Source organism: Streptomyces sp. NBC_01465 (assembly GCF_036227325.1).
Classification (GTDB): Bacteria; Actinomycetota; Actinomycetes; order Streptomycetales; family Streptomycetaceae; genus Streptomyces.
The window spans coordinates 7,005,753-7,021,215 of sequence record NZ_CP109467.1 but is presented as its reverse complement, the minus strand read 5'-3'; the positions used below and the strand labels follow the sequence as shown (position 1 = coordinate 7,021,215).

12 protein-coding genes are annotated in these 15,463 nt (G+C 71.0%); 4 read left to right on the top strand and 8 right to left on the bottom strand.

Translation table 11 applies throughout. The annotated features are described in order from the left end of the window. Positions 1 to 5 precede the first annotated feature (5 nt). The 7 genes from asnB to OG707_RS32855 form a co-directional block, all read right to left on the bottom strand. Positions 6 to 1,934, bottom strand: a complete 1,929-nt coding sequence (gene asnB / locus OG707_RS32885) for an asparagine synthase (glutamine-hydrolyzing) (protein WP_329124841.1) — start codon at positions 1,932 to 1,934, stop codon at positions 6 to 8. Between the two features lie 3 nt (positions 1,935 to 1,937). After that, positions 1,938 to 3,461, bottom strand: coding sequence for a Wzz/FepE/Etk N-terminal domain-containing protein (locus OG707_RS32880; RefSeq protein WP_329124839.1), 1,524 nt, complete (start codon positions 3,459 to 3,461; stop codon positions 1,938 to 1,940). Then, entirely contained in the window at positions 3,458 to 4,825 is a 1,368-nt protein-coding gene (locus OG707_RS32875; protein ID WP_329124837.1) for a Wzz/FepE/Etk N-terminal domain-containing protein, read from the bottom strand. The genes OG707_RS32880 and OG707_RS32875 overlap by 4 nt, the downstream gene beginning before the upstream one ends. After that, the gene (locus OG707_RS32870) at positions 4,822 to 6,060 is read right to left on the bottom strand and encodes a glycosyltransferase family 4 protein (RefSeq protein ID WP_329124835.1); all 1,239 of its coding nucleotides are present in this window, start codon (positions 6,058 to 6,060) and stop codon (positions 4,822 to 4,824) included. The genes OG707_RS32875 and OG707_RS32870 overlap by 4 nt, the downstream gene beginning before the upstream one ends. Next, positions 6,050 to 7,375 carry a nucleotide sugar dehydrogenase gene (locus tag OG707_RS32865; RefSeq protein ID WP_329124833.1) on the bottom strand — a complete coding sequence of 442 codons (1,326 nt, stop codon included), beginning with the start codon at positions 7,373 to 7,375 and terminating at the stop codon, positions 6,050 to 6,052. The genes OG707_RS32870 and OG707_RS32865 overlap by 11 nt, the downstream gene beginning before the upstream one ends. Before the next feature lie 73 nt (positions 7,376 to 7,448). Then, a complete protein-coding gene (locus OG707_RS32860) occupies positions 7,449 to 8,927 on the bottom strand; it encodes a sugar transferase (protein ID WP_329128103.1) in 1,479 nt (492 codons plus the stop codon). Between the two features lie 376 nt (positions 8,928 to 9,303). Then, the gene (locus tag OG707_RS32855; RefSeq protein WP_329124831.1) at positions 9,304 to 10,845 is read right to left on the bottom strand and encodes an AMP-binding protein; all 1,542 of its coding nucleotides are present in this window, start codon (positions 10,843 to 10,845) and stop codon (positions 9,304 to 9,306) included. Between the two features lie 137 nt (positions 10,846 to 10,982). On the opposite strand from OG707_RS32855, the gene OG707_RS32850 reads away from it, so the two are divergent. From OG707_RS32850 to lysA, 4 genes are all read left to right on the top strand, one after another. Beyond that, positions 10,983 to 11,783 (top strand): response regulator transcription factor, encoded by an 801-nt coding sequence (locus OG707_RS32850; RefSeq protein ID WP_329128101.1) that lies wholly within the window; start codon positions 10,983 to 10,985, stop codon positions 11,781 to 11,783. Positions 11,784 to 11,843: 60 nt separating this feature from the next. Further along, complete coding sequence (locus OG707_RS32845) at positions 11,844 to 12,491, top strand: LysE family translocator (protein ID WP_329124829.1); 648 nt, start codon at positions 11,844 to 11,846, stop codon at positions 12,489 to 12,491. Positions 12,492 to 12,638: 147 nt separating this feature from the next. Continuing rightward, on the top strand, positions 12,639 to 13,019 hold the full coding sequence (locus OG707_RS32840; protein ID WP_329124827.1) for an SAV_915 family protein: 381 nt from the start codon (positions 12,639 to 12,641) through the stop codon (positions 13,017 to 13,019). Beyond that, positions 13,016 to 14,347, top strand: a complete 1,332-nt coding sequence (lysA, locus tag OG707_RS32835) for a diaminopimelate decarboxylase (RefSeq protein WP_329124825.1) — start codon at positions 13,016 to 13,018, stop codon at positions 14,345 to 14,347. The genes OG707_RS32840 and lysA overlap by 4 nt, the downstream gene beginning before the upstream one ends. Here lysA and OG707_RS32830 read toward each other — a convergent pair. Then, the gene (locus OG707_RS32830) at positions 14,337 to 15,431 is read right to left on the bottom strand and encodes a winged helix DNA-binding domain-containing protein (RefSeq protein WP_329124823.1); all 1,095 of its coding nucleotides are present in this window, start codon (positions 15,429 to 15,431) and stop codon (positions 14,337 to 14,339) included. The genes lysA and OG707_RS32830 overlap by 11 nt on opposite strands. Positions 15,432 to 15,463 lie beyond the last annotated feature (32 nt).

Here is a 15,463-nt window from a genome sequence, read left to right as displayed (position 1 = left end):
TGCCGTCAGGCCGCTTCGCTCCGGCGGGAGCCGGAGGTCGCGTCGCGGTACCAGTACTCGAGCGTCAGCACGTGCCACAGGTGCTTGGAGAAGTCCCGCTGCCCCGCGGCGTCCTCGGCGACCATCCGCGCGAGCGCGTCACGGCGCAGGAACCCGGAGTTGACGAGCTCGCCGTCGTTGATCACCTCGCGCACCAGCGGCGCAAGATCCCGGCTCATCCAGGCCCGCAGCGGGGCGCTGAACAGACCCTTGGGCCGGTAGACGATCTCCCGGGGCAGGATCGAGGTGGCCGCCTCCTTGAGGACGGCCTTGCCCTGCCGGCCGACGATCTTGCGACTCCCCGGCACGGCGAACGCCGCCTTGACCACCTCGACGTCCACGTACGGCACCCGTACCTCGGTCGACGCGGCCATGCTGGAGCGGTCCGTGTAGGCGAGGTTGAGGCCCGGCAGGAACATCCGGGCGTCGGTCAGGCACATGCGGTTGACGAAGTCGTCGAGCTCGTTGTCCGCGTAGGTGTCCGCGTGTTCGGTCAGTACGTCGTCGACCGTGCCCGCCAGGTCGGGGTTGATCAGGGCGAGCAGCTCTTCCTGGTCGTACATGGTGTAGCTGCGCCGGAACGCGGTCTCCTCCGGCAGTCCGGCGAAGGAGAGGAACCGTTTCGCGAAGCGCACCGACCGGTATCCGCGGCGGGCCGACGCGACCGGCAGCCGGTCCACGGCCGCGGAGACTCCGCGCCGCAGGGGCCTGGGCACCCGCTGGTAGCGGACCGCGATCAGGTTGGCCAGGTGCTTGCGGTATCCGGCGAACAGTTCGTCGGCGCCCATCCCCGAGAGCATCACCTTGACCCCGGCCTCCCGGGCGGCCTGGCAGATCAGATACGTGTTGATCGCGGCGGGGTCGCCGATCGGCTCGTCCAGGTGGTACGTCATCTTCGGCAGCAGGTCGAGGACGTTCGGGGCGATCTCGATCTCGTGCAGATCGACCCCGAACTGTGCCGCCACCTGCCGGGCGTAGCGCAGATCGTCCGGCATCGCCTCGAACTTGGCGTCCTCGGCGCGGAATCCGATCGTGTACGCGGAGATCCCCGGCTGGTGGCGGGCCGCGAGCGCGGTCAGATAGCTGGAGTCGAGACCGCCGGAGAGGAACGTCGCGACGGGGACGTCGGAGAGCAGATGGCGCCGCGTCGAGTCCTCGACGATCGCGGCGAGGTCGATCTGCTCGCCGGCCCTGGCCCGCTCCTGGCCCTCGGCGGCGACGTCCTTCAGGTTCCAGAACTGCCCGCGCTCCACCCCGCCGTCGGGCCTGCACCGCAGCCAGCTCCCCGGCGGCAGTTTCTCCGCCCCCTGCAGCGCGCACCGGGAGTCCGGCACCCAGTAGTAGAGGAGCGAGGCGACCATCGCGGCCCGGTCCACCTCCAGCGCGCCGCCCGTCGCGGTGGCGAGCGCCTTGAGTTCGGAGGCGAACGCCAGGCCCCCGGCGCGCCGGAGCAGGAAGAGCGGCTTGATGCCCAACTGGTCGCGGGCCAGCACCAGTTCACCCGTGCGCTCGTCGAAGATCCCGAACGCGAACATGCCGCGCAGCCGGGGCAGACAGTCCGTGCCCCAGCGCCGCCAGGCCTCCAGGAGCACCTCGGTGTCGGAGGTGCCGCGGAAGCGGACACCTGCGGATTCCAGCTCGGCCCGCAGTTCGGGCGCGTTGTACAGCTCGCCGTTGTACGTCAGGGCGAGGCCGTCCGAGACCATCGGCTGCGCGCCGGTCTCGGACAGGTCGATGATGGACAGCCGGCGGTGTCCGAGCTGGACTTCGCCGTCACCGGCCCGGTGACCGTAACGGCCCGACGCGTCCGGACCGCGGTGGGCGAGGATGCCCGTGAGCCGGTCGGTCACGGCCTTCCCGTCCGGCCATCGGTACGTGCCTGCGATGCCACACATGTGTTAGCGCGCCTCCTGGTCGTTGTCCGCGCCGCGTGCGGCCCACATCGGCTGCCGCTCCGGGCGCCGCGGGCCCGCCCCGTTCTGGCGGGCGACCCCTCGCTCGATCCGGCCGCGCAACGCGGTCTGCAGTCCGTCCCACAGCGTGCCGTCGGTCCGGTCCCGCGGGTCCGGGTCGATCAGCACCACGCCGATCACCGCGATGTTCTGGTCCGCCAACTGCCGTGCCACGGTGTGCAGCCAGGCGGCGCTGCCGTGCCCGGCGCGTACGACGAGCACGGTCTGGGTGCCGAGGTACTGAAGGTCGGTCCACGCCGTGCCCGGCGCCACCGAGCCGACGCCGAGGTGACGGCCCTGGTGCGGGGCGGCCGCGGCACGCTCGCCGCTGACGACGGTGGGGTCTCCCGGCTTCGGCCGGCGGCCCGCGAGCTGCAGCCGGGGCAGCCCGTCGACGAGGACCGCGGGCCCCTCCGCCGCCAGTGCTCTGCCGACGGCCAGGGCGATCGCGCTCGTGGCGTGCGCACTGCCCAGTTCGAGCAGCGACACCGTTTCGGTGGATCCGCGTACGGTGCGCGACAGGCTCGTGGTGAGCCGTTCACGGGCCACCCGGGTCCGCCGCCGCTGCCACAACCTGCCCCGGCGGCGGGGAAGTTCCGAGATGACCGAGGCGCCCAGGTGCGCGGCGATGTCCCGGCGCAGCACGGGCCGGTCGCGCACCACCACGCCGACCGCGGCCAGCGCCACCCCGAGGACGAGCCCGAGGAGGAACCCGATCACGGCGTCGGTGACCATCGTCCTGGGCAGGGAGTGCTGCACGACACGCGGGGCGTCCACGATCTGCGTACCGGCGATGACCTTGGGCGTACCCGTCCGCGCATCCGCGGCGCGCTCGTCGAAGTCGGCGATCCGCGAGTTGAGTTCGGCCCGGCGGGCGTAGAGCGTCTCGAGGCTCGCCGACGCCTTCGGGTCGGCCTCCGGCGACTGGGTCCCGATCTCCTCGTTGACCTGGGTGAGTTCCTCGCGCATCCGGTCACGCTGCTGGAGCAGGGCGTCGGCTTCGGCCTTCGCGGTGTCCTGCATCCGCTGCACATGGTCCTTGACGAACGCATCGGCCAGCGCCTTGGCGCGGGCCACTGCCTGCGCGTCGGTGTCCCCCGTCACATCGATCTGCAGCAGGTTGTTGGTCAGGCCGGTGCCCCGGTAGTCCTTCATGAAGTCCTCTGGTTTTTCCTGGGACTTGAGGGACGTGAGGGCCAGCTCGGCGATCCGGGTGGTCGCGAGGACCTGCACATCGGTGCGCATCAGCGTCCCGGTGTCGTTCGGCTGGTCCTCGGCATGCGCGACCAGCACCTTGGTCACCGCGCTCGGCGGTGGCGGCAGCAGGACCGCGACCGCCGCGCCGGCGAGCAGGCCGAGCAGCGCCAGGACGCACCAGAGACGGCGGCGTCTGCGGACCGCCACCACCAGTGCCTGCAGGTCGAAGAGGGGTGCGGCTGCCGGCGAATCCGTAGTCGTACGTGTTGTCACGCCGGGCCTCCTGTCGCGTGGCTGCGGACCGACGACGCCGGATTCACCTGGTCCAGGGGATGTCCGGCGGACGGCGACGGGCGGGAGAGGACCGGGTCGGAGACGACGACGCCGACGACCTCGTGCCCGGCGTCCGCGCACGCCTGCGCGATGCCGTTGAGCTCCGTGGTGGTCCAGGTGCCCGCGCTGAGGACGACCAGGGCCCCGGACTCGGAGGTACGGTCCGGCACCATCGGCCGGTCCGCCGAAACCTCCACCGTCCGCAGGACCAGATCGCCCGGGGCCTCGGCGGTGAGCTGCCCGGCCGCCCGGCGGGCGATCGCGTCGCCTTCCGGTACGACGGCCAACAGCTCCTGGTGGGCGGGCAGTTGGTCCCGGAGGCGGGCACACACCCGCCGGTAGCCGATCCGCCCGGCGGCCGTGTCGACGGCCCTCTGCGGAATCGGCGCGTCCCACCGGGTGTCGACGCGGAGGAGACGGCGGAGCCGGGCCTGCGCGCTGCCGGCTTCCGGCAGGTGCGCGTGCCGGTCGTCCGGTACGTCGACGATGCCGAGCAGCGCCGATCCCAGAGCGGCGGCGATCTCCCGTTCGCTGCGCGGCCGCCTGTTCACCCGCGCGGCGGCGAGATGGCAGACCACCGCGACCAGGAAGAACACCAGCGCCCCTGCGACGACGAGCTGGATCCGCGTCGGCGGTGCCTCACCGGTCGGCCGGGCCGCGGGCCCCATGACGACCATGCCGGCCTTGACGTTCGCCGGGTCAGCCTCGGCCAGTTTCGTCATGGCCTCTTCCAGCGAGGTGGTCAGCTTCTCCAGTGACGTACGGGCCTGTACGCCCTCCACGGTCTTCCCCGGATCGGCGGACTTGGACAGTTCGCTGATCCGGCGGTTGGTGTCCTCGACCTGCTTGCGCAGCGCCGCGAGCCCCGTGGTCGCGTCGGAGCCGTTGCTGCCGCCCGCGATCCGTACGGCGAACGTGACGAATTCCTTGGCGGCCTGGTCGGCGAGCCGCTGCGCGTGCTCCGGGGTGTCGGACGTACCCGAGATCTTGATGATGTTCCCGTCGGAGGCCTTGGCGGTCACCTTGCCCCGCAGTTCGTCACCGCTGACCCGGGTCCAGCCGAGCTCGACGGCCGTACGGTCGAGCACCGTGCCACTGGTCGCGATGTCCACCTGCGTCAGCAGTTCGCGCTCCTCCCACTGCCCTGGCAGCAGGACCGATGCCGACGTGGTGTAGCTCGGCGGGAACACCGCCGCGGCTCCGAGGCCGACGAGCGCGCCCACCACGGTGAGGACGGCGAGCAGGCGCCACCTCCGGTGGAGCATCCGCCCGATCGTGGCCAGGCGGATCGTGTCTTCGTTCAACGCTCCGGCCTCTTCCTTGTTCCGGCCGTCGTACCGTCCCCGCAGGCAGCGGCGTAGGCGGCGAGCAGCGACGCTTGCGAATTGCTCCAGGCGAGCGGCCCGCTGATCCGCTCCTGGCCGATGCGGCCCATCCGGGCCCGCTCCTGCGGATCGTCGAGGAGCGTCGTGATGAGTTTGGCGAACTCGGCCTCGTCGTTGGCCGGCGCGTAGACGGCCGCCTCACCGGCGGAGACGCGTGCCTCGCGCAGGTCGAACGAGACGATCGGCCGGCCCATCGCCATGTACTCCAGGACCTTGTTCATGGTCGACACGTCGTTGAGCGGATTGCGCGGGTCCGGAGAGAGGCAGACGTCCGCGGTGGACAGATAGCGCACCAGGTCCGCGTCCGGAATGCGCCCGGTGAACTGCACCTGCTCCTCGAGCCCGAGCTGCCGGGACAGCTCCACCATCGCGTCGAACGCGTCGCCGGAGCCGACGAACACCGCATGCCAGTCGGTCCGCCCGAAGTCGTCGCGCAGCTTCGCGAGGGCCCGCAGGGCGTAGTCCACGCCGTCCTGCGGCCCCATGACACCGAGGTAGCACAGGAGATGAGCCTTGCCGCGCTTCAACTCCGGTTCGGGGTCCACCGGTTGGAACCGGTCGACCGCGGGCGCGCTGCGCACCACGAAGACGTCCTCGGGGCGGCGGCCGCCACGGCTCACCGCGACGTCCCGGTAGCTCTCGTTCGTGGCGAGCACGACGTCCGCGGCCCGGTAGGTCCGCCTCTCCAGCGCGCACACGGCGCGGTAGAGCAGGTCCTTGCCGCGGTCGAACCGCGAGAGGTACAGCTCGGGTACGAGGTCGTGCTGGTCGAAGACGAACCGTGCGCCGCGCCGCTTCAGCCACCGTGCCGCCAGGAACAGCAGGTCGGGCGGGTTGCAGGCGTGGACCACATGGACCGGGCCGACCTTGCGGGCGAGGCGGGCCGTGTGCCAGAGCGCCGAGCCGTACTCCCGCAGGTAGCCTGCCGGTCCCCCGGTCGCCGCGCGCAACGGGTAGCGGTGGATCCGCACCCCGTCGATCACCGCCTCCGGTTCCGTGTCCCGCTTCTCCCCCCGGGGGCAGATGACGTGCACCTCCCAGCCCGCGCCCTGCAGCGTCGTGCACTCCTGCCACACCCGCCGGTCGAACGGCACCGACAGGTTCTCCACCAGGACCAGCGCGCGCCGGCCCGTACTGCTCGTGTCACCAGACAAGACCCGTGTACCCCTGTTCGGTCCGGCGCGCTTCGGCGTCGGGAAGGCGGACGAGGTCGACGATCAGCGGCCCTTCGCCATGGGGCAGCGCCGCGACCACCTCCGGATCCCTGGTCCCGACCAGGCACACCTCGGCGTGCTCGAGCACTTCCTCGACGGAGTCGGCGAGCAGCTGCGCGAGGTGCGGGAGCCGGTTCTCGATGTACTCCCGGTTGGCGCCGAGCAGCCGCGAGAGGCTCACGTTGGCGTCGTAGATCCGCAGGTCGTAGCCCTTCCCGAAGAGCCGCTCCGCCAGCTCGACGAGCGGGCTCTCGCGGAGGTCGTCGGTGCCGGGCTTGAAGGAGAGGCCGAAGAGGCCGACCCGGCGCTTGCCGGTGCGCTCGACCAGGTCCACCGCACGCTGCAGATGGTCGGAGTTGGAGGCGAGGACATGGGACAGGATCGGCACCGAGACGTCGGCCCGCTGCGCCGCGAACACCAGGCTGCGCAGGTCCTTGGGCAGGCAGGATCCGCCGAAGGCGAAGCCGGGCCGCAGATAGGCGGGGCTGACGTTCAGTTTGCGGTCGGCCAGGAAGACGTCCATCACCTGGTGCGAGTCCACCCCGAGCGCGTGGCAGACCGCGCCCAGCTCATTGGCGAAGCCGATCTTGAGGCCGTGGAACGCGTTGTCCGCGTACTTGATCGCCTCGGCCGTCGGGACCGGCACCCGGAACACCTCGCCGGGCAGGCCGTCGTAGAGCGCCGTCACCGCGTCGCCGCTGGCCGGGTCGAGCTCGCCGATCACGGTCTTGGGCGGGTCGAAGAAGTCCTTCACGCTCGTGCCCTCGCGCAGGAACTCGGGGTTGACCGCGACCCCCACGTCGCCCCAGCCCGCCCCGGCCGAGCCGCCGAGGCTCTTCTCCAGGATCGGCACGAGCAGGTCCAGGCAGGTGCCGGGGAGCATGGTGCTGCGGAAGACGACGGTGTGCCGCCCGCCCCGCTCCGCGAGCGCTGCACCGATCTCCTCGGTGACCCGTTCCAAGTAGGTGGTGCACAGGCTGCCGTTGGCCTCCGACGGCGTGCCCACGCAGATCAGCGATATCTCGCTGCCGGCTATCGCCTCGCGGACGTCACGGGTGGCGCGTAAGGCTCCGCTCCCCACGACGTCGGCGATGAGCTCGCCGATCCGTTCCTCGACCACGGGCGCCTTGGCGTCGTTGACCAGGTCGACCTTCACCTGGTTCACGTCCACCCCGATGACCTCGTGCCCCATGCTCGCCAGGCACGCGGCCGACACGCAGCCCACGTAACCGAGCCCGAAAACGCTGACCCTCATGACTTGTTCCTCCCCCCAGGCAGGCCCTGACGGCCTGCTGTCCGGGCGCCGTCGGGACGGCGCCCCCCTCGCATCAGTACGCGCCCTGTCCGTGGATCACCGCACGGAAGGTCTTCCACAAGATCACCGCGTCCAGGGCGAGCGACCAGTCCTCCACATACCGCAGGTCGAGCCGGACCGCCTCGTCCCACGGCAGATCGCTGCGTCCGCTGATCTGCCACAGGCCGGTGAGCCCGGGCTTGACCAGGAGGCGTCGCCGGATGTCGGGACCGTACGCGGCGGACTCCTCCGGCAGCGGAGGCCGCGGACCGACGAGTGACATCGATCCGGTCAACACGTTGAACAGCTGCGGGACTTCGTCGATCGAGTACCGCCGCAGTACGGCTCCCACCCGGGTCACCCGGGGGTCCCCGCGGACCTTGAACAGCAGCCCCGCACCCTCGTCGCGATCGGCGAGCTGGGCCCGTGCGGCGTGGGCCCCGGCCGACATGGTGCGGAACTTGAGAATGATGAACTCGCGGCCGTTCTTGCCGACCCTGCGCTGGCGGTAGACCATCCCACCCCTGCTGTCCACCACCACGAGCAGCCCGACGAGCACCAGCAGCGGCATGAGCATCACCAGCAGGATCGCCGCGCCCACCCGGTCCATGACCCCCTTGATCACCCGGCGGGCTCCGGTGAAGGCGGGCATGCTGACCCGCAGCAGCGGGATGCCGAGCACCGCGTCGACGTGCAGCCGCGGGCCCGCCACCTCCATCAGCACGGGGGCCACGACCATCTCGGCATCGCTGCCTTCGAGGTTCCAGGCCAGTTTCTGGAGCCGGTCCGGTGACCAGTAGGGGTCCGGTGTGACCGCGACGACCCGGTAGCCGTCACGGCGCACATGGCCCGCGGCGTCGGCGAGTTGACCGACGACCGGCACTCCGTCCAGCTGGTCGCCGTCGAGTCCCCGCCCGTCCACCGTGCACACGGCCTCGACGCGCCAGCCGAGGTGCGGGAATTTGCGGGTCCGGTTGATCAGGTCGCGCACCGTGTCGGGGCTCCCGGCGGCGAGCACCGGTCGCAGACACTGTCCGACCTTGCGCTGCCGGTGCAGCCAGAGACGGAGCAGATACCGCTCGGTCATGGTCACGATCCCGATCATGGGGATCGCGACAAAGATCCAGAGTTTGATGTTGCGCGAGGTGAGAGCGATCCCACCGAGCGCCAGTACGACGACCACCGTGAAGAGCGAGCGTCCGAGCCTGCGGAATTCCTCCGCGCCCTGACCGAGCACGGCCGGCGCCCACGAGCGGCTCAGGGTGAGCGCTCCGAGCACGAGCAGCTCGGTGCCGAAGGCCAGAATCCCCCACTTCTCATGCCAGTTGGCGGCATCTCTGGCCCCGAAGAACTGGCCGATCGATGCCACCACCACGAAGGTGGCCAAGGTGTCGCTGATGATCACATTGCGCCTGTAGCGCTGTTCCCAGTCGCTCGCCGGCTGACCCATCGCCCCGTCCGTCAGACGCCCTCGCGCCGACGGAAAAGGGTCGACTAATCCCCCCTGCCGCATAGAACCCCCCGGTCCCAAGTAGTTCGGCGTGGTCACCCACAGCCGTTGCTCCCGGAAGGCGTCGCCCCCCGGTACACGACATCCCCACTACTTCAGCCCTACTTGGACAACCCACTTCGACGGCAACAGCCCCGCACACCCGGTCAGTTCATCCGGGTGTGCGCATCGCCGCCGAAGCCCCCGTGTGCCCCCTGCCCCCAACACCCCATACGGCTCCGGGAGTTGATCATCTCTGGAACCTGAACCCAAAGATCATCATTTATCGCCCGGAGTCCCACCGTGTGGGGCAAAGTCAACTTAGACCATAGGGGGCCCGCGCAGAAGTGAGTTGTGTGTAATTCGTGCTCAAAACATGAAGCAGGTACTCCAGTTGCACCTAGTTGACGCCCCGGTCCAGCCCCGACCAGTACGGCTCACGCAGCTTGAACTTCTGGATCTTGCCCGTTGCGGTACGCGGGATGGCCTCACGGAACTCGACCGAGGTCGGCGCCTTGTAGCCGGCCATCCGCTCCTTGCAATGGGCGATGATGTCGGCCTCCTGCGCGCTCGCCCCTTCGGCGAGCACGACGAGGGCCAGAATCGTCTCGCCCCACTTCTCGTGCGGTACGCCGATGACCGCGACCTCGGCGACCGCCGGATGGCTGAAAATTGTGTCCTCCACCTCGATCGACGACACGTTCTCACCGCCGGTGATGATCACGTCCTTCTTCCGGTCCGAGATCGTCAGATGACCGTCGGCCTCGTCGATCGTTCCGCCGTCACCGGTATGGAACCAGCCGTCCTCCAGCGCCGCCGCGCTCTCCTCCGGCTTCTCCCAGTACCCCTCGAGCACGGTGTTCGAGCGGGCCAGCACTTCACCGGACTCCGCGACTTTCAGCCTGACCCCGAGCGCCGGAACTCCCGCGCGCGCCAGGCGCCTTGCCCGCTCCGCGGCCGGCAGCTCGTCGTCGGCGGGCTGCGTGCGGTTGAACGTGAGGAGCGGGGAGGTCTCGGTCAGACCGTAGATCTGGGTGAACTCCCAGCCAAGTTCCTCGCCCATTCGCTGGATCGTCCGGCTCGGCGGCGGCGCTCCCGCGCACACGACCCGCACCCGGTCGCGGCCGGGGATCTCGCCGTCCCAGGTCGCCGCGGCGTCCAGGACCGCGTTCCACACCGCGGGGGCTCCGCACATCAGTGTGACCCCGTGCTCCTCGACCCGGCGCAGGATCTCCGCCCCGTCGACCTTGCGCAGCACCACCTGCTTCACCCCGAGCCCCGCCATGACGAACGGCATGCCCCAGCCGTTGCAGTGGAACATGGGGAGGGTGTGCATATAGACGTCGCGCTCCCAGGCCCGGGTGTGGAGGCCCAGGGTCAGCCCGTTGACCCAGATGTTGCGGTGCGTCAGCTGTACGCCTTTCGGACGCGCGGTGGTCCCCGACGTGTAGTTGATGGTCGCGGTGGCGTCCTCGTCCGGGTCCGCCCACGGGCGCGGCTCCACGCCGAACCGCATGAACTCCCGTTCGGTCCGGTCGCCCAGGACGAACCGGTGGCGCGCCTTGACCCCGGAGAGCGGACCGTCCAGCTCCGGGTCGACGAAGAGCACCGAGGCGCCGCTCTGGCGCACCATGTAGTCGATCTCGTCGGGCTTCAGCCGGAAGTTGATGGGCACGCAGATCCGGCCGCTCATCGGCACCGCGAACAGCAGCTCCAGCATCCGGGCGGAGTTGTGGCTGACCACCGCCACCCGCTCCCCCGGTCCGACACCCCATGCGTCGAGGCCCGCCTGCCAGGCGCGGACCCGGTCGCCGAGCTCTCCGTACGTCGAGGTGGGCACCGGCGGGGCGGGCTGGTTCGGCTCGTCGATCACACCGGGGGCCGAGGCGAAGCCCCACTCGGCGCGGTCGAGGAAATCGGTGACGGTCATCGGCGTCCGCATGGTGCGCTCGCTTCCCGGAAGTGGAGGAACTACCGCTTCTTCTGCGGTGATTAGGCACTCAACCGCATCCGGAAATCAAGAACCAGGTGGCCGCGCGGTCCCTTCACTACGATCGTGATGTGGTGGATGCAGTGGAGATGCGGGCGGCGCTGCTGAGGCTGCGCCGTACCACCGGGCTGCCGGTGGCCTTCGGCGGGCTGCTCGGCGGCGCGCACCATTTCCGTATCGCCGAGCTGAGCGGCACGTCGACCGACGCCCTGCGCGGTCTCGCCGTCTCGACGGGCAACGGCCTGGGCGGGAAGTCGATCGCGCTCTCCCGGCCCTGCGCGGTGCTCGACTACCGGTCGTCGCTGCACATCAGCCACGAGTACGACACCCCGGTCACGGCGGAGGGGCTGCGTGCGGTCCTCGCGGTGCCGGTCGTCGTACGCCGCAAGGTGCGCGGCGTGCTGTACGGGGCGCTCCGTACGCCCACGGCCTTCGGCGACCGGACCTTCGGCGCCGCGGTGGAGGCGGCGCGCGACGTGGAGCAGTCCCTGCTCGTACGGGACGAGGCGGAGCGCCTGCTGGCGGCGGCGCGCGAGCCGGTGTGCGGCGCGGACGCCCCGGAGCTGATCCGGGAGACGCGGAGCGCGTTGCGTGCGCTGGCTCCGCACATCGTGGACCCGCTGCTGCGCGACGAACTCCTCGCAGTCTGCGGCTGGTTGGCGCCCGCGCCGCCGACGCTGGCGCCGGTGCGCGAGGTGGTGCTGGCGCCGCGCGAGGTCGACGTACTGACGTGGGTGGCGGCCGGGGCGACCAACGCGGTGACCGGGGAAGCGCTGGGGCTGAAGGCGGAGACGGTGAAGGGGTATCTGCGCTCCGCGATGAGGAAGCTGGGGGCGCACAGCCGGACGGAGGCGGTGGCGGCTGCCCGCCGGGCGGGGTTGCTGCCCTGACGCACCATGGCCCGCGCCCGGCCCGGCTGCTTGGATGGGGCGTCTGAGGGGGTGTGGGACATGGTGTCCACCGACCGATTTCTCGCCTTCGCGGCGATGTCTCTGCTGATCATCTCGATCCCCGGCCCGAGCGTGCTGTTCATCATCGGCCGCGCGCTCGCCCATGGCCGCAGGACCGCGGTCGCCACCGCGCTGGGCAATGTACTCGGCTCGTATCTGCTGGTGGTGATCGTCGCGCTGGGTGTGGGGGCGGTGGTCGAGCGTTCGCTGGTGGTGTTCATGGCGCTGAAGCTGGCGGGGGCGGCGTATCTGGTGTTCCTGGGGGTGCAGGCCTTCCGCCACCGCAAGGAGATGAGGCTCTCCTCGCTCGCCCCGCGGACGGCACCGGCGGCGCGCGGCGATGTGCGGACGGTGGCGGACGGCGCGCTGGTGGGGCTGACGAACCCGAAGGGGATCGTCTTCTTCGCCGCCGTACTGCCGCAGTTCGTGGACCACGCGGCGGGTCATGTCCCGGTGCAGATGCTGCTGTTGGGGCTGGTGCCGATCTCGATCGGCCTGGTCACGGACACCCTCTGGGGTCTGACGGCCTCCGCGGCCCGCTCCTGGTTCGGCCGCTCGGAGCGCCGTCTGTCGCTGATCGGCGGGGCGGGCGGCTTCGCGATGATCGGGCTCGGGGTGACGGTGGCCGCGACGGGGCGGGCGGACTGAGGCACCGGGCGTCAGAGCCACGTCAAAGTACGGCGCCTGAGGGTCAGCGGCGCGTCAGGGACCGGCTGCACGCACTCCCGCCGGGCATAGCTTCGAGTGGACGGACCCGGAGAACGGGTCCCGCTCGCACTACGCCCGGAGGACATCATGCAGACCCTCGCCCCCGAGGACCCGGAACCCCATTCACCGCGCCCGGCAGGGCCCCTCTACGTGCCGGTCAGGCACGGCTCTGCCGGAGGGTGTCAACTGCGGTTCCTGCGGACGCCGTTGGGCGCGCGGACCGCGGTCGGATTCACCAGCCCCCAGCGGCTCGCCGCCGTACTGGGCGAGCGCCAGGCGTGGATCCGGCTGGCCGAGCCGGCCCTGCGGGTGCTGGCCGAGCCGCTCGGAGTGGTGACCGTGACGGTCGATCCGCAGCTCACGGCCTTCGCCGCGCCGGCCGTGAAGCCGTGGCCCGAACGGCATCTCTGTACACGGGTGCGGGAAGTCGCCGCTCTGCCCCACAGCAAGGAAGAGGTGTACGGATGACCACCGTCTCGCTGGTGTCGCTCCCCGAGTTGAGCGCCCCCTCGGTGTGGCCGGCCTCGGCGGTCGCAGGCCCCGGCGGCGACCTGCTGGTCGGCGGGGTGTCCCTGGCGGCGCTCGCCGGGAGTCACGGCACTCCTCTGTATGTGCTCGACGAGGCGGAGGTACGGTCCCGGGCGCGCGCCTGGCTTCGCGCCGTCCCGGGCGCCGAGGTGGTCTATGCGGCAAAGGCCTTTCTCTCCAGGGCAGTTGTGGACTGGGTACGGGAGGAGGGCCTGGGCCTGGACGTGTGCTCGGCCGGGGAACTGGAGCTGGCCGTCTCGCGCGGCTTCCCGCCCGGCCGCATCGTGATGCACGGCAACGCCAAGTCCCCCGAGGACCTGCGCGCGGCCCTGCGCCACGGCGTCGGGCGGATCGTCATCGACTCGGACTGCGAGATCGCCCGCCTCGCGGCCCAGGTCACGGGGCCCGACCCGCAGCAGGTGATGGTCCGTGTCCTGCCCGGGATCGAAGCGGGCGCACACCACAAGATCCGGACCGGGACGGAGGGCCAGAAGTTCGGGCTCTCGCTCACCGGCGGGGACGCCGAGGACGCGGTCGCCCGGGTGCTGGGCCAGCCGCGCCTCGAACTGGTCGGCCTGCACTGCCACTTGGGCTCACAGATCGCCTCCACCGAGCCGTACGCCCGCGCCGCCCACCGCATGGTCGGCTTCCTGGCACGGATCAGGGAGCGGCACGGGGTCACGCTCCCCGAACTGGACCTCGGCGGCGGTTTCGCCGTGCCGTACCTGCCGGGCGATCCGGCTCCCGCCCCGGCCGCATTCGGCCGCCGTATCCGCGACGAACTGGGCCGCGCCTGCGCCGAGTTCGACTATCCGGAGCCCCGCCTCACCCTGGAGCCGGGCCGCTCGATGATCGCGACGGCGGGCATAGCGCTCTACCGCGTCCTGTCGGTGAAGCGCTCGGGCCGCCAGGTGTTCGTGGCGGTGGACGGCGGAATGAGCGACAACCCGCGCCCGTCCCTCTACGGGGCGCGCTACACCGCCCGCACGGTGGGCCGCGCCTCGTCGGCCCCGATGCGTACGGCCACCGTCGTGGGACGCCACTGCGAGGCGGGCGACGTACTGGCGGAGTCGGTGGAGCTCCCCGAGGACATCCGTCCGGGCGACCTCCTGGCCGTACCGGCGTCCGGGGCGTACCACCTCTCGATGGCCTCGGGCTACAACATGGTCGGCAGGCCGCCGCTGGTGGCGGTGGCGGAGGGGCAGGAGCGCCTGCTCCTGCGGCGCGAGACGTTCGACGACTGCCTGCGCCGCGACGTCACTGCGTGAAGGCGCCGAAGCGCACGTCGCGTTCGGCGGCGCCGGTCATGGAGGCGAGCAGCCGCTCCCCCTCCTCGGCCAGCGCCGCCCGCTCGGCGCGCGTCGGCTTCCCGAAGGGCTCGATCTCCAGCCGAGCGGCGCCCTTCTCCTCCTTGAGCCGCCACACACCGGCAAGAAACCCATCGAGCAGGAAGACGCAGTACGCCTGATTGCCCTTCCAGGTACGGCCCTTGTACTCGGCCGGCCCCATCCGGGATCGGTCGGCGTGCGAGAGCAGCAGATTGTCGAACTCGGGGAGGAAACGGGGCGGGGCGGGGGTGTCCTCGTCGGGCCGGGGAGCATCGGGCAGATCAAAGAGCTCCACACCACTCACGTCCCGGAAGGTGACCAGCTGCGGCCGCAGCCGCTCGAAGACCTCACTCAGCCGGGTGAGCCCGGCCCAGATCTGCATGTCCTTCACGGACGCGGGCCCGAAGGCCCCGAGATACCGCAGCACGGTCGCGTCCGGCGCCGGTACGGGCTGGGTCTTGCGCCCCAGCCAGTGCTCGACGGTGGTGAGCGCGACCTGGCCGCTCCTCCCCCAGAGCCCGCGCGGGGTGACCTGGACCAGCGGCAGGGTGCACCGCGCGGCAACGGACAGGGACATCGGATCGGCGTCGGGCCACTCCTGGAGCAACGCCTCCCTGATCTCCTTCATGGTGCGGGGCCGCTCCTCGACCAGCTCCCGGGAGAGCGCGGCGAGCCGGTCGAGCCCGACCCCCACGAGCCCCTTGCGGAAGTTCTTCAGCTCGCGCTCACGGGCGCCCTGGACCAGCGGCCGCAGGGTGAGGGCGTCGTCGGCGGTGTGCAGGTGGATGGTGGAGCGCATGGTCACCATCCGGACGGCCGCCCGCTCCTCCATGAGCGTGGAGAGCTCCTCGGGCCGGAAGTCCGCGAGCCGGGACCAGAGGGCGAAGTACGGCGGCTTGACGTTCTGCGCCTGCAGCCCCAGCAGATGCGCGACGGCGTCCTCGGCGGACATCGCGGCACGGTCCAGCAGAAGCTGACGCTGCAGGGTGGCGCGGTTGAGGGCGCGGGTGCTCATCGTGTCCATGCGCGCACGGTACCGACCAACGAGGACAGCTC

Bases quoted from the DNA above. Each gene is read 5' to 3' on its own strand.
- OG707_RS32855 (WP_329124831.1), bottom strand. From the start codon at position 10,845: ATGCGGACGCCGATGACCGTCACCGATTTCCTCGACCGCGCCGAGTGG.
- OG707_RS32830 (WP_329124823.1), bottom strand. From the start codon at position 15,431: ATGGACACGATGAGCACCCGCGCCCTCAACCGCGCCACCCTGCAGCGT.
- OG707_RS32865 (WP_329124833.1), bottom strand. From the start codon at position 7,375: ATGAGGGTCAGCGTTTTCGGGCTCGGTTACGTGGGCTGCGTGTCGGCC.
- asnB (WP_329124841.1), bottom strand. From the start codon at position 1,934: ATGTGTGGCATCGCAGGCACGTACCGATGGCCGGACGGGAAGGCCGTG.
- OG707_RS32845 (WP_329124829.1), top strand. From the start codon at position 11,844: ATGGTGTCCACCGACCGATTTCTCGCCTTCGCGGCGATGTCTCTGCTG.
- OG707_RS32840 (WP_329124827.1), top strand. From the start codon at position 12,639: ATGCAGACCCTCGCCCCCGAGGACCCGGAACCCCATTCACCGCGCCCG.
- OG707_RS32850 (WP_329128101.1), top strand. From the start codon at position 10,983: ATGCGGGCGGCGCTGCTGAGGCTGCGCCGTACCACCGGGCTGCCGGTG.
- lysA (WP_329124825.1), top strand. From the start codon at position 13,016: ATGACCACCGTCTCGCTGGTGTCGCTCCCCGAGTTGAGCGCCCCCTCG.
- OG707_RS32860 (WP_329128103.1), bottom strand. From the start codon at position 8,927: ATGCGGCAGGGGGGATTAGTCGACCCTTTTCCGTCGGCGCGAGGGCGT.